Here is a 13508-nt window from a genome sequence, read left to right on the forward strand (position 1 = left end):
CTTAGATTCTCCCTGAGCCGGTTAAGTCGGCCAAATAGTCGCCCGCCGGAAAACGAAACGGCACTGGCCCATCCGCAATGCCGTCAATAAACTGGCGCACACGGGGATCGTTGTTAGCACGCAGGTCTGGCGTCGTGCCGTGCGCAATAATTTTTTGTCCTGCCACAATGTAGGCGTAATCAGCAATACTCAACACTTCGGGCACGTCGTGGGAAACCACGATGCAGGTCAGGCCCAGCGCATGATTCAGTTCATCAATAAGCTTAACCAGCACGCCCATGGTAATGGGATCCTGCCCTACAAAGGGTTCATCGAACATAATGAGTTCAGGCTCAAGCGCAATCGCGCGCGCCAGCGCAACCCTGCGAGCCATCCCGCCTGACAGCTCCGCAGGCTTCAGCTGCGCAGCACCGCGTAGACCCACGGCTTCCAGCTTCATCAGTACGGTACTGTGTAAAATCGGCGCGGGCAGCCGGGTATGTTCACGCAGCGGCCAGGCCACATTTTCGTATACCGTTAAGTCGGTAAACAGCGCGCCTGACTGAAACAACATGCTCATCTTTTTACGCGCTTCATACAACTTTGTGCGCGACAATGTCGGAATGTTCTCATCCCGAAACCAGATCTCACCGCTGTCAGGTTGCAGTTGCCCGCCAATTAAGCGTAGCAGCGTTGTTTTCCCGATCCCCGACGGCCCCATAATCGCCGTCACTTTACCTTTTGGCACCGTCAGCGAAATATCGTCGAAAATTTTGCGATCGCCACGTGAAAAACTCACGCCACGAACCTCAACCAGGTTCGTTTTTTGTTGGATCATTATCACCTCTATTACGGATCGGGCGTCAACATAGGGTACGATGGTAGCCTGTTAAGGCTAAACGCACGATAGCTTTACAGAAACTTAATACAAAGATTTGGCGAAAACGGTCATAAAATTTACTTTTGCCGCTCAGAAGGTCAAAATCAGCGCCTGTTTTGTCACAAAGAACCTGAAGGCGAGCCGACAGGGGTTTTAAGCAAGGATTTTTCATGTTCGTCGCTACCGCACTGCTGATTATCGGACTGCTTTTACTGGCTTATGGTGCCGATCGTCTGGTGTTTAGTGCTGCAATACTTTGTCGATCCTTTGGCATCCCGCCCTTGATCATCGGCATGACCGTCGTCAGTATCGGCACCTCGCTCCCGGAGATCATTCTCTCTTTCTCGGCAGCGCAGTACGGACAGATGGATCTGGCGGTGGGCACCGCGCTTGGCTCAAACATCACCAACATTCTTTTGATTCTCGGTGGCGCGGCCTTGCTGCATCCCCTGAGCATCCATTCCAATTTAATACGCCGTGAACTGCCGCTGATGGTGCTGGTCTCACTTCTTAGCGGCATCATGTTATTTGATAACTATCTTAGTCGCCTGGATGGCCTTGCACTGATTGCTATCGCCGCGATTTATCTGATAGTGACCATCCGCATCGCGCGCAAAGCAGAGAAGGACAATAACGATACGTTAACGCGCGAACAATTAGCCGAACTGCCGCGTGAAGAGAGCGGAAATACCGTCGCCTTTCTCTGGCTGGCCGTCGCACTGATTATCCTGCCCATGTCGACGCACATGGTGATCGATAACGCGACCGTATTTGCGGATTACTTTGGCGTCAGCGAGTTGGTCATGGGGCTGACGCTCATCGCGGTCGGCACCAGTCTGCCAGAGCTGGCAACCGTCATCGCGGGCGCGCTGAAAGGTGAAGATGATATCGCTATCGGCAACCTGATTGGTGCCAATATTTATAATCTGGCTATCGTTCTGGGTCTGCCGGCCCTGATTCATCCCGGCAGCGTAGACTATCACGCATTTGCGCGCGATTACTGGATAATGCTGGGTGTCAGCGTGCTGTTCGCCATGCTTTGTCTGCTGCGTCGTCGCCGGGTTGGCCGTACGGCGGGCTCGCTTTTACTCTGTGGTTTCTTCGTCTGGGTAACGCTGCTGTGGCTACAGCCGGCGTTTATGGACGGCTAACAAGGACAGATTCGCCATGTCATATCAGCAACCAACGGTAAATTTTGATTTTCAGAAAGCCGGTAAAACGGTATTACGCATCGAGCGCGAAGGCCTGGAGCAGCTTGATCAATATATTAATGAGGCTTTCGCCGACGCCTGCGCACTGATTTATGCCTGTCAGGGAAAAGTGGTGGTCATGGGGATGGGCAAGTCGGGCCATATCGGGAAAAAAATGGCGGCCACCTTTGCCAGCACCGGCACGCCGGCGTTCTTTGTGCATCCCGCTGAAGCCAGCCATGGCGATCTTGGCATGGTAGGTAAAGACGATGTCGTCATCGCGATATCTAACAGTGGCGAATCCAGTGAGATTTTGGCGCTGATACCGGTAATGAAACGCCAAAAGATTCCGTTGATCTGTATGACAAGCCGTCCTGAAAGCGCCATGGCCCGCGCCGCAGATATCCACCTGTGCGTGAAAGTCCCACAGGAGGCCTGTCCGCTCGGCCTGGCCCCCACCACCAGCACAACCGCAACGCTGGTCATGGGCGATGCGCTGGCCGTTTCCCTGCTGGAAGCCCGCGGCTTTACGCCAGAAGACTTTGCCTTGTCCCATCCGGGCGGTGCGCTGGGCCGGAAGCTGCTGCTACACGTCAGCGACATTATGCACAGCGGGGATGAACTCCCGCACGTCACTCGCGATGCTTCCCTGCGTGATGCCCTGCTGGAAATTACCCGTAAAAATCTCGGCCTGACGGTTATCGTGGACGATCTGATGAAGATCGAGGGCATCTTTACCGATGGTGACCTGCGCCGCATCTTTGATATGGGCATTGATTTTCAACACGCCACTATCGCTGAAGTCATGACCCGGGGTGGCATTCGCGTGCGGCCTAACGTGCTGGCGGTGGATGCGCTGAATTTGATGCAAACCAAAAACATTACTTCCCTGCTGGTGGCCGATGACGACCGTCTGTTGGGTGTGGTACATATGCATGACATGCTGCGCGCTGGCGTAGTGTAAACAGGAAGACATAATGCAGTCGGAAAATGCCACTTTAGAAACGTGCTACGGCCCGGTCAGTTCAGATGTCATGACGCGCGCCAGTAAAATTCGCCTGCTGATCTGCGACGTTGACGGTGTGATGTCGGATGGCCTGATTTATATGGGGAACAGCGGCGAAGAGCTGAAAACCTTTAACGTGCGCGATGGCTATGGCGTTCGCTGCCTGCTGACCTCTGACGTCGAAGTGGCTATTATTACCGGCCGCACGGCCAAATTACTGGAAGACCGCTGTAAAACGCTCGGGATTCGCCACCTTTATCAGGGGCAATCAGATAAGCTTTTGGCCTATGGTGAACTTCTGGATACACTGTCGCTCTCTGACGATCAGGTCGCCTATATTGGCGACGATCTGATTGACTGGCCAGTGATGGCGAAAGTCGGGCTAAGCGTGGCTGTCGCCGATGCCCATCCATTGCTATTGACGCGCGCGAACTACGTTACCCGTATTGCCGGTGGGCGCGGCGCGGTGCGGGAGCTGTGCGATCTCATCTTAATGGCGCAAAATAAATTCGAGGATGCCAAAGGGCAATCAGTATGAGTAAAAGCAGGCGTTGGATAACGTTGGGTCTGGCCTTGATTGCGCTGGTGCTTATTGGCTGGAATTTCACTAACCGGGATGGCGACAACAGCGCGCCGGTAGCGAATAATGATCAAACGCCAACCTACACTAGTGCCAATTCGCATACCGTAGTCTACAACCCGCAAGGCGGGCTGGCTTATAAGCTGATATCGGACAAAGTCACCTATTACGAAGACAGCGGAATAAGCTGGTTTGATAATCCGGTGATGACTACCTATGACGAAAATAAAATGCCGACCTGGACGGTACGTTCAGATAAAGCAAAGCTTACCAAAGATCGTATGCTGTATCTGTACGGCCATGTTGAGCTGAATGCTCTGGCTCCAGATTCTGAGCTTGAGAGAATTAAAACGGATAACGCTCAGGTCAATCTTGTCACGCAGGACGTCGCCTCTGACGACCAGGTGACGTTATATGGCCGCAGTTTTAACTCTACCGGTATGAAAATGCGCGGTAATTTACGGACAAAGAACGCCGAGTTAATCGAAAAGGTCAAAACTTCTTATGAAATTCAAAATGAACAAAAACCGCATTAAGTTTTTACTGGCCAGTATGCTGCTTGCAACCAGCCTGCCTGCTCTGGCGCTGACCGGTGACTCGGACAAACCCGTCAATATCGACTCTGAGAATCAGTCTCTGGATCTGCAAGGCAATGTCGCGACCTTCACCGGTAATGTTATTGTCACCCAGGGATCGATCAAAATTACTGCGGATAAAGTGGTGGTCACGCGTCCGGGCGGTGACAGTAAAAAAACCATCGTTGATGCTTACGGTAACCCTGCCACCTTTTACCAGATGCAGGACAACGGCAAACCGGTTCAGGGTCATGCGTCCAAACTGCATTATGAGCTTGCCAATGACTTTGTTGAGCTGACCGGCAACGCCTACATTGAGCAACTGGACAGCAACATCAAAGGCGACCGCATCACCTATCTGGTAAAAGAGCAAAAAATGCAGGCTTACAGCCAGGGCCAGAGCAAGCGCGTAACGACCGTGCTGGTGCCGTCGCAGTTGCAGGATAAGCCCGCGTCAACCAACAGCGAAAAAAAGAGTAACTGATCACTATGGCCACATTAATCGCAGAAAACCTGGCAAAGGCTTATAAAGGCCGCCGCGTGGTTGAAGACGTCAGCCTGCAGGTAAAGTCCGGTGAAATCGTCGGGCTGTTGGGTCCAAACGGTGCGGGTAAAACGACCACCTTTTACATGGTGGTGGGCATTGTTCCGCGCGATGCGGGACGCATCATTATTGATGACGAAGATATCAGCATCCTGCCGCTTCATGCGCGTGCGCGCCGCGGCATTGGCTATCTGCCGCAGGAAGCCTCAATCTTTCGTCGCCTGAGCGTTTACGACAACCTGATGGCGGTCCTGCAAATTCGTGATGACTTAACCGAAGAGCAGCGACAGGATCGGGCTAACGAGCTAATGGAAGAGTTTCACATTGCTCATCTGCGCGACAATATGGGGCAATCGCTGTCGGGTGGTGAGCGCCGTCGCGTAGAAATTGCGCGTGCGCTGGCAGCGAATCCGAAATTTATCCTGCTGGATGAACCCTTTGCCGGGGTCGACCCGATTTCCGTTATCGACATCAAAAAAATCATTGAACACCTGCGTGACAGTGGCCTTGGTGTTCTCATCACCGACCACAACGTGCGTGAAACGCTGGCGGTCTGTGAACGCGCCTATATCGTCAGTCAGGGAAACCTGATTGCGCACGGTACGCCGAATGAAGTCCTTGCAGATGAGCAAGTTAAACGGGTTTATTTGGGTGAAGAGTTCAGACTCTGATAAGGTGTCGTTAATACTGATGTTTACCCGGGAATATCCATCCTGTCTATGAAGCAAGGTTTGCAACTCAGGCTCAGCCAACAACTGGCGATGACCCCACAACTGCAGCAGGCGATACGTCTGCTGCAGCTCTCTACGCTCGAACTCCAGCAAGAGTTACAGCTGGCGCTGGAAAGCAATCCCCTGCTTGAGCAAACCGATCTGCACGATGAAATAGACGCGAAAGAGTATCAGGAAGGCGAAGCGGGACTGGATACCCGAGAAGCGCTGGAACAAAAGGACATGCCTGAAGAGCTGCCGCTTGACGCCACGTGGGACGAGATTTACACCGCAGGCACGCCTTCAGGAACCGGCACCGATTATCAGGATGACGAGCTGCCGATTTATCAGGGCGAAACCACACAGTCACTGCAGGACTATCTTATGTGGCAGGTCGAGTTAACGCCCTTCAGCGATAACGACCGTGCCATTGCGACCTCTATCGTCGATGCCATTGATGACACCGGTTATCTTACCGTTTCACTTGAAGAGATTCTCGACAGTATCGGTAACGACGAGCTGGAAATCGACGAAGTCGAAGCCGTGTTAAAGCGCGTTCAGCGTTTCGATCCTGTCGGCGTCGGCGCGCGTGATTTGCGCGACTGCCTGCTGGTGCAGCTGTCGCAGTATGCACCTGAAACGCCGATGCTGGCGGAAGCAAAATTGATCGTCAGCAGCCATCTCGATTTGCTGGCGAACCACGATTTCCGCAGCCTGATGCGCGTAACGCGTCTGAAAGAAGACGTACTGAAAGAGGCGATGCTGCTGATTCAGTCGCTCGATCCGCGCCCGGGTCAGTCGATTAACACCGGTGAACCCGAATACGTGATTCCCGATGTGCTGGTACGTAAAGTGACGACGCGCTGGACGGTCGAGCTGAATACCGACAGCCTGCCCAGGTTGAAGATCAACCAGCAATATGCCGCCATGGGCGGAGCCGGACGCAACGACAGCGACAGTCAGTTTATCCGCAGTAATTTGCAGGAAGCCCGCTGGCTGATTAAAAGTCTTGAAAGCCGTAACGAGACATTGTTAAAAGTCTCCCGCTGTATTGTGGAACAGCAGCAGGCCTTTTTTGACCAGGGTGAAGAGTTTATGCGTCCTATGGTGCTGGCCGATATTGCCCAGGCGGTGGACATGCATGAATCGACGATTTCCCGCGTGACCACGCAAAAATACCTTCACAGCCCACGAGGCATTTTTGAACTGAAGTATTTTTTCTCCAGTCATGTTAATACTGAAGGTGGCGGAGAAGCGTCATCTACCGCTATTCGTGCGCTGGTGAAAAAATTAATCTCGGCGGAAAACCCCGCCAAGCCCTTGAGTGACAGTAAACTGACCTCCATGTTATCTGATCAAGGGATAATAGTGGCACGTCGAACCGTCGCTAAGTACCGCGAGTCTTTGTCCATACCGCCTTCAAATCAGCGTAAACAGCTGGTTTGACAGAAATGAGAAGGAAGACCTATGCAGCTGAACCTTACCGGGCAAAATGTTGAAATCACCGAACCCCTGCGTGAGTTCGTGACAACGAAATTTGCCAAACTGGAACATTACTTTGATCATATCAATCAGGTGTATGTTGTCCTGAAAGTTGAGAAGGTGACGCAGATTGCTGATGCAACCCTGCACGTCAACGGTGGCGAGCTGCACGCCACATCTGAAGCGGAAGATATGTATGCGGCAATTGACGGATTGATTGACAAGTTGACCCGTCAACTGACCAAATATAAAGACAAGCTAAAAAAACACTAACCTTCACGCTGGCAGGCGCGCCCGGCGCGCAAAGCTGAAAGGATGGGGCGGATTAACCGCCCCGTTTTGTCATCTGTGCCAGCGCCATTATTCCGCGACGTGATGTTTACGTACCGGGTTGATGGCTATGTGAACTCGCAAGTGAAACGACAATGAACAATGATTTAACACTGGAACTGAGCACGGTGCTTTCGCCAGACTGCACCCGCAGTAGCGTACACTGCCAAAGCAAAAAACGGGCGCTGGAGATTATCAGCGAACTGGCCGCTAAGCAGCTCAACCTGCCGCATCAAACGCTGTTTGAAGCGATCCTAACCCGTGAGCGCATGGGGAGCACCGGTATCGGTAACGGTATCGCGATCCCTCACGGCAAGCTGGAGGAAGATACTTTACGGGCCGTAGGCGTCTTTATCAGCCTGGAGCAACCCATCGCTTTTGATGCCGTGGATAACCAGCCTGTCGATCTGCTTTTTGCGCTACTGGTGCCGGCTGACCAGTGTAAAACCCATTTACATACGCTGTCGTTAGTGGCAAAACGACTGGCGGATAAAACGGTTTGCCGTCGCCTGCGTGCCGCGCAGAGCGATGAAGAACTGTATGCGATTATTACCGAAGCACAAACAGAGCAATAAAGCGCGTGATTTACCGGCGTAAGCCGGCTTTAAAACGGGAGAGAAGGTCATGGTGCTGATGATCGTCAGCGGTCGGTCAGGCTCGGGAAAGTCAGTGGCGCTTCGCGCGCTGGAAGACATGGGTTTTTACTGCGTTGATAACCTGCCAGTGGTGCTGTTGCCTCAACTGGCTGAATCACTGGTCGAGCGCAATATCTCTGCGGCCGTGAGTATTGACGTACGCAATATGCCCGAATCTCCTGAGATTTTTGAGACGGCGCTCAGCAGTTTGCCTTCAGCATTCTCACCGCAGTTGCTGTTTCTTGATGCCGATCGCAACACGTTGATCCGCCGTTACAGTGATACGCGCCGTCTGCATCCCTTATCCAGCAAGAATCTGTCGCTGGAAAGCGCGATTGACGAAGAGAGCGACCTGCTTGAGCCGCTGCGTTCCCGTGCCGATCTGATTATTGATACTTCAGAGATGTCGGTACACGAACTGGCGGAGATGCTGCGTACCCGCTTGCTGGGTAAACGTGAGCGTGAGCTGACAATGGTGTTCGAATCGTTTGGCTTCAAGCACGGCATTCCTATTGATGCAGATTACGTTTTCGACGTGCGCTTTTTGCCTAACCCGCACTGGGATCCCAAATTACGTCCCATGACCGGTCTGGACAGGCCCGTGGCCGCGTTCCTCGATCGCCATACTGAAGTCCATAACTTCATATATCAGACGCGTAGCTATCTGGAACTCTGGTTGCCGATGCTGGAAACCAACAACCGTAGCTATCTTACCGTGGCGATTGGCTGTACTGGCGGCAAACATCGCTCCGTGTATATTGCCGAACAGCTGGCTGACTATTTCCGCTCGCGGGGTAAAAATGTACAGTCTCGTCATCGCACGCTGGAAAAACGTAAATCATGACCGTTAAGCAAACCGTGGAAATCAGAAATAAGCTCGGCATGCATGCACGTCCTGCTATGAAGCTGTTTGAACTGGTGCAGAGTTTCGATGCCGAAGTGCTGTTGCGTAACGAGAGCGGAACAGAGGCCGAAGCCAGCAGCGTTATCGCGTTGCTGATGCTGGATTCGGCCAAAGGCGGTCATATTGAGATCGAAGCCAGCGGTCCACAGGAAACGGAAGCCCTGGCTGCCGTCATTGAACTGTTTGAAGCCGGATTCGACGAAGACTAACGTCAGTTCAGGTGATTGCGCTGCAGGAAGCCTTCGCCACCCAGCTGACGCATCTGGCGCAGGATCCACTGCTGGCGTTGACGGACATAGCCTGAAGGTGCATCTGCGCGGAAGCGCAGCGGATTAGGCAAGACAGCAGCCAGCAGCGCCGCTTCGGACAGGGTTAATCGGCTGGCAGGTTTATGAAAGAAGCGGCGTGAAGCCGCCTCTACCCCGAACGTGCCTTTGCCAAACTCCGCGATATTCAGATAAACCGTCAGGATCCTCCGTTTGGTCCATACGGTTTCCAGCCCGACGGTTAATCCCGCCTCCAGTCCTTTACGCACCCAACTCCGGCCATCCCATAAAAACAGATTTTTTGCCGTTTGCTGTGACAGCGTGGATGCTCCACGCATCCGGCTGTCACTGTCGTCCAGTACGGACCGGATTGCCGCTACGTCAAACCCCCAATGGTCGGGGAAGTGTTGATCTTCAGAAGCGATGACGGCCAGTTTCATCCAGGGTGAAATTTCATCTGCTCCTACCCAGTCCGAATGAGAGACGTAGCCAAAATCGCCCCTGAACCAGGCACCTACCTGACGTTCTGCCATCACGGCTGAAAAGGGGACAGGAATGAACGAAAAGAGCAGAATGCCCGCCAGCCACAGCCCCAGCCAAATAAACACAATGCGCATCACTACAGGCTTCACGCGCCGCCACAGGTTCCCTTTATGCTTACTCATGCGCTCGTCTCAAGATTTTTATGCGTTAATTAATTTCAGGCGTGACCACTGCCCGGCGTACACTTTTTTACTGACAAATGCGCTGCTACATTGTGCAACGTTTATAACAAAACAATGAAAATGCATTCTGAATGCAACAATAGTTTGAATGAGTTCAATTACTTCCAAGCGTAAGGAATCGGTTCCATCTTTTTTGTAATGCGCTCACCGTTCTAAAAAGATGATACCATTTTGTGACAATCCCATACCTCAATGTTTCACAAAACTTATATATAATTCTGCGGACTGTAAAAAGCCCTCACGGCACCTGCTGATAAAATGTTCACTCAGTGACCTTGCTAAGGGATTTATTTGTCACACAGCGTTATTTCAACTCTATGTTTTTGCCGAATTATAAAAGACTTTCTATCGGCAAAACCTTTTGATGATGAGATAAGATCCGGTGACCCGAAACGTTTTGGGTCCGATCGACCTGTTTTCTTCATTATTCTTTATTATCATAAGTTTATATCTATTTTACTCGCAAGCTACGGCAAAAAATTTTGGTTACCGCGCGCAACACAGGTTTTGTTAACAAATTTGGCTTAAGCCCGTACAAAAAACAGTAGGTTTGATTAAAAAACAACCAATACGACGGTAAAATTGATTCATTGCTTGACTATGTTGTCGAATTAATGTTTCCTGTATTTAAACGCGGTTCAACATCACAAATTTTAATGAATCTTGTCACAAAGTAATTTGAATTTGCTAAGGTGTTGCAAGTGTTAACCAATACCCCGCTGTTGCATGAATAACATTAAGCATAGCAGCAGCGTCTTTTTCCCTGGTGTTGGCGCAGTATTAGCGCACCCCGGCTTCGGCTGGGGTCATTTTTTTGTATCAACGCTGTTTTTCAGCAACCCACTCGCGCAGTACCTGCACATCGTGTTGCCATTCACGCTTCAGTTCTTCGACCCATTCGCCCACGTTGTCCCACCATGCCGGTAGTTCAGGGCTTTGAATCTGCTTTGCCACCTGCTGAAGATGCTGTAACCCAACCGAGCCTGCTGCACCCTTGATTTTATGTCCTTCCTCCGCAATGCCTTTTTGGTCACGCGCCATCATGTTGGAATCCAGCACCTCAAGATAACCCGGCATCATCTGTTCAAACATAGTCAGGCTTTGCGTAATCAGCTTCGGCCCCACCAGATCCAGATATTGTTCGAGCATAGGAACATCCAGTATTGCATCGGTTTTACTGTTATTCACGAACCTGGCCGGCTGCGCATCGCTCTCAGACTGATAGTCCCAAAACTTTTTAATGATGGCCGTTAACGCGGGCACGGCAAGGGGCTTACTAAGCACGTCGTCCATGCCAGCGTCGAAGTACTCTTTTTTGTCTTTCAGCACGTTGGCCGTTAACGCAACCAACGGCGGCAGGTTTGCGTCTGGATGTTGCTGACGGATGGCGCGTGACACATCCATCCCGGTCATGTCCGGCAGTTGGATATCTAACAGCACCAGATCAAACTCAAGCGGATCGAACATCTCCAGTGCCGCCTTGCCGGTCATCGCCACTTCTACGCTGCATCCGAGTTTTTCCAGTACCGAGCGTGCAACAACGACATTCAGCTCGATATCTTCCACCAGCAGGACGTGCAAAGCCGGGAGCGGAAGCGGGTCGTCCACGCCTTCATCTTCCACTTCTTCTGCAATGCGTGGCGCTTTTATCACAACGGTAAAGCAGGAGCCCTGCCCCGGTGCGCTGTTTACGCTGATATCCCCGCCCATGGCCTGTGCCAGGCGGCGTGACACTGCCAGACCAATACCGGTTCCGGTCGCCGGCTTCCCGCCGTGTTGATCGGTAACCTGATAATACATCGCAAAAATTTTATCCTGCTCTTCCTGCCGAATCCCCTGCCCTGAGTCCTGAACCTCAAAGCGCAGCGTTTCATCCTGCTCGTACGCGACGCGTACGACGATCTCTCCCTGCTGGGTGAATTTCACCGCGTTACCAATCAGATTCCACAGAATCTGCCGCAGGCGCGTGCCATCAGTTGAGATCTTATGCGGCAGTGGGAGTTGTGGCGCCATGACAAACTTCAACCCTTTAGGCTGTGCCAGCAGGCCTGAGAGGTTTTCCAGATCGGCCAGGAAACTGGTGAAGTCGACCGGCTGGTTATCCAACTGAACCTTGCGGCGTTCGATCTTATCGACTTCAATGACGTCATTGAAAATGTTGCCCAACGTAATCGCGGAAACGTGGATCGTTTTCAGGTACTTAAGCTGCTCCTGGTTCAGATCGGTATCCAGCAAGATGCGACTGAGCCCGACAATGCCGTTAAGCGGCGTACGAAGCTCGTGGCTGATCGTTGAGATAAAGGTGGTCTTCTCGCGGCTGGCACTCTCCAGCGCGTCCTGATAGCGTTTACGCTCGGTAATATCGCGTCCGAAGCCCATCAGCCCACTGCGCTTACCCACGCGGTCATAATAGGGCACTTTGCGGATCTCAAAACAGGCTTTACGGCCATCGGGATACTGCAGCCACTGCTCATAGGTCAGCGAGACGTTATGCCGGAAGACTTTTTCGTCTGTCTCCAGCACCTTGGTGGCCGTATCGTTGTCATAGATGTCGCGAGGCGTCAGACCAATAAGCTGTTTTTCGCTTTTGCCGGTTAACAGCTCCATGGCCCGGTTACAGCCCGAAAACTGTTTGTCGATATTGCGGTAAAAGACCAGATCCGGTGAGGCATCCAGGAACGAACGCAGAAAGGAAGACTGTTGCTCCAGCTCAATTTGCGCCTGCTCGCGGCGCGCCACCTCTTCACGCAGCTTCGCCATCACCTGCTCACGTGCTTCCTCAGCTTTTTTACGATCGGCGATTTCATTATTAAGCTGTGAGATGGTCTCTTTCATCTGTTGATTTAGTTCGAGATCGCGCGTGCGCATCTCTTCCAGCTTATCCACCAGCCTTGCCAGACGCTGACGAGACTCTTCCAGTTGGTCAACCACCACAGAAAGGAAGTAGACCGCCCAGGGCGTGATTAAGAGGCCAAAAAAGACCGAACGCACCATATCGATACTTTCGACGTGGCCACGCAGTACCATGGTGACCGCCATCTGCACAATCATCGCCAGCACGACCAGCGCGGAGGCCAGCAGCAGCGAGAAACGTACCAGGCCAAGCTTGACCATTAAATCAACATAATATTGCGCCAGCAGGCGAATCTGTTTCATAAACACTCCCTGGATGAGAACAGCCACATGATAGCGTATTTATTTCGCTGTCGTCGCAGTGCATAAGGTAAGATCGCCGCGCGGATGCACTTATATGGTGCAAAACACGGTCTCTTCGCCGACGTTCAGCTCCTTAATGCTAAAACCCTTGACTAATTGTGCTAACTCAATGAATCTGTAAGGCCGCCATTTTGCAAGGCGGGCTATTCCTGCCTCTGCTTTTTCGCCAAATAACCTCCTGTTATCGCGACGCCATGCTTTTCATGCATACTCATTCATATAAATTGCAGTTTTAAGCAACCTGACGTGATTAATTTTGCTAATCATGATGCCCTTATTCATTCAAATTTGGTGCTATAAGAAAAACAGATACATCCTGTGCTTACACTGCCTGCAGCAGCATTTGATGCTGTTTAGTCCCTTATCGCCAGCATACTTCAGTGATTTCACGCCTTCTGCACAGTGATACAGTTCACATTTCATACCCTATACCTGAATGGCAAACTGACACATTTTAGACATAAAAAAATAATAAATTCATTCAGT

At 51.8% G+C, this 13508-nt stretch carries 13 protein-coding genes and 1 pseudogene; 11 read left to right on the forward strand and 3 right to left on the reverse strand.

The window, feature by feature from the left end; translation table 11 throughout:
- Position 1: 1 nt before the first annotated feature.
- Entirely contained in the window at positions 2-817 is an 816-nt protein-coding gene (gene mlaF, locus P9J57_RS18575) for a phospholipid ABC transporter ATP-binding protein MlaF (RefSeq protein ID WP_014595153.1), read from the reverse strand.
- 212 nt (positions 818-1029) lie between these two features.
- On the opposite strand from mlaF, the gene P9J57_RS18580 reads away from it, so the two are divergent.
- The 11 genes from P9J57_RS18580 (at position 1030) to npr (ending at position 9024) form a co-directional block, all read left to right on the forward strand.
- Positions 1030-2010 (forward strand): calcium/sodium antiporter, encoded by a 981-nt coding sequence (locus P9J57_RS18580; RefSeq protein ID WP_013024329.1) that lies wholly within the window; start codon positions 1030-1032, stop codon positions 2008-2010.
- A 16-nt stretch (positions 2011-2026) separates the two neighbouring features.
- On the forward strand, positions 2027-3013 hold the full coding sequence (gene kdsD / locus P9J57_RS18585) for an arabinose-5-phosphate isomerase KdsD (protein ID WP_013024328.1): 987 nt from the start codon (positions 2027-2029) through the stop codon (positions 3011-3013).
- Positions 3014-3026: 13 nt separating this feature from the next.
- Entirely contained in the window at positions 3027-3593 is a 567-nt protein-coding gene (gene kdsC, locus P9J57_RS18590; RefSeq protein WP_013024327.1) for a 3-deoxy-manno-octulosonate-8-phosphatase KdsC, read from the forward strand.
- Positions 3590-4171, forward strand: coding sequence for an LPS export ABC transporter periplasmic protein LptC (gene lptC / locus P9J57_RS18595; protein ID WP_014606755.1), 582 nt, complete (start codon positions 3590-3592; stop codon positions 4169-4171). Before kdsC ends, lptC begins: the two co-directional genes overlap by 4 nt.
- A complete protein-coding gene (gene lptA, locus P9J57_RS18600; RefSeq protein ID WP_014606756.1) occupies positions 4140-4694 on the forward strand; it encodes a lipopolysaccharide ABC transporter substrate-binding protein LptA in 555 nt (184 codons plus the stop codon). The genes lptC and lptA overlap by 32 nt, the downstream gene beginning before the upstream one ends.
- 5 nt (positions 4695-4699) lie before the next feature.
- The gene (gene lptB / locus P9J57_RS18605) at positions 4700-5425 is read left to right on the forward strand and encodes an LPS export ABC transporter ATP-binding protein (protein WP_013024324.1); all 726 of its coding nucleotides are present in this window, start codon (positions 4700-4702) and stop codon (positions 5423-5425) included.
- 48 nt (positions 5426-5473) lie between these two features.
- Positions 5474-6910, forward strand: a complete 1437-nt coding sequence (rpoN, locus tag P9J57_RS18610) for an RNA polymerase factor sigma-54 (protein WP_013024323.1) — start codon at positions 5474-5476, stop codon at positions 6908-6910.
- Positions 6911-6931: 21 nt separating this feature from the next.
- Positions 6932-7219, forward strand: a complete 288-nt coding sequence (gene hpf / locus P9J57_RS18615) for a ribosome hibernation promoting factor (RefSeq protein WP_013024322.1) — start codon at positions 6932-6934, stop codon at positions 7217-7219.
- Positions 7220-7371: 152 nt separating this feature from the next.
- Positions 7372-7851 (forward strand): PTS IIA-like nitrogen regulatory protein PtsN, encoded by a 480-nt coding sequence (ptsN, locus tag P9J57_RS18620; protein WP_013024321.1) that lies wholly within the window; start codon positions 7372-7374, stop codon positions 7849-7851.
- A gap of 49 nt (positions 7852-7900) precedes the next feature.
- A complete protein-coding gene (gene rapZ, locus P9J57_RS18625) occupies positions 7901-8755 on the forward strand; it encodes an RNase adapter RapZ (protein WP_013024320.1) in 855 nt (284 codons plus the stop codon).
- Positions 8752-9024 (forward strand): PTS phosphocarrier protein NPr, encoded by a 273-nt coding sequence (gene npr, locus P9J57_RS18630; RefSeq protein ID WP_013024319.1) that lies wholly within the window; start codon positions 8752-8754, stop codon positions 9022-9024. Before rapZ ends, npr begins: the two co-directional genes overlap by 4 nt.
- Positions 9025-9026: 2 nt before the next feature.
- On the opposite strand, the gene mtgA is transcribed toward npr, so the two are convergent.
- Both mtgA and arcB read right to left on the reverse strand, forming a co-directional pair.
- The gene (gene mtgA, locus P9J57_RS18635; RefSeq protein WP_013024318.1) at positions 9027-9746 is read right to left on the reverse strand and encodes a monofunctional biosynthetic peptidoglycan transglycosylase; all 720 of its coding nucleotides are present in this window, start codon (positions 9744-9746) and stop codon (positions 9027-9029) included.
- A 796-nt stretch (positions 9747-10542) separates the two neighbouring features.
- Positions 10543-12962 (reverse strand): annotated as a pseudogene (gene arcB, locus P9J57_RS18640) (aerobic respiration two-component sensor histidine kinase ArcB).
- Positions 12963-13508: the final 546 nt, after the last annotated feature.

The organism is Pantoea sp. nfd-35, from assembly GCF_056892255.1.

Bases quoted from the DNA above. Each gene is read 5' to 3' on its own strand.
- mlaF (WP_014595153.1), bottom strand. From the start codon at position 817: ATGATCCAACAAAAAACGAACCTGGTTGAGGTTCGTGGCGTGAGTTTT.
- P9J57_RS18580 (WP_013024329.1), top strand. From the start codon at position 1,030: ATGTTCGTCGCTACCGCACTGCTGATTATCGGACTGCTTTTACTGGCT.
- kdsD (WP_013024328.1), top strand. From the start codon at position 2,027: ATGTCATATCAGCAACCAACGGTAAATTTTGATTTTCAGAAAGCCGGT.
- kdsC (WP_013024327.1), top strand. From the start codon at position 3,027: ATGCAGTCGGAAAATGCCACTTTAGAAACGTGCTACGGCCCGGTCAGT.
- lptC (WP_014606755.1), top strand. From the start codon at position 3,590: ATGAGTAAAAGCAGGCGTTGGATAACGTTGGGTCTGGCCTTGATTGCG.
- lptA (WP_014606756.1), top strand. From the start codon at position 4,140: ATGAAATTCAAAATGAACAAAAACCGCATTAAGTTTTTACTGGCCAGT.
- lptB (WP_013024324.1), top strand. From the start codon at position 4,700: ATGGCCACATTAATCGCAGAAAACCTGGCAAAGGCTTATAAAGGCCGC.
- rpoN (WP_013024323.1), top strand. From the start codon at position 5,474: ATGAAGCAAGGTTTGCAACTCAGGCTCAGCCAACAACTGGCGATGACC.
- hpf (WP_013024322.1), top strand. From the start codon at position 6,932: ATGCAGCTGAACCTTACCGGGCAAAATGTTGAAATCACCGAACCCCTG.
- ptsN (WP_013024321.1), top strand. From the start codon at position 7,372: ATGAACAATGATTTAACACTGGAACTGAGCACGGTGCTTTCGCCAGAC.
- rapZ (WP_013024320.1), top strand. From the start codon at position 7,901: ATGGTGCTGATGATCGTCAGCGGTCGGTCAGGCTCGGGAAAGTCAGTG.
- npr (WP_013024319.1), top strand. From the start codon at position 8,752: ATGACCGTTAAGCAAACCGTGGAAATCAGAAATAAGCTCGGCATGCAT.
- mtgA (WP_013024318.1), bottom strand. From the start codon at position 9,746: ATGAGTAAGCATAAAGGGAACCTGTGGCGGCGCGTGAAGCCTGTAGTG.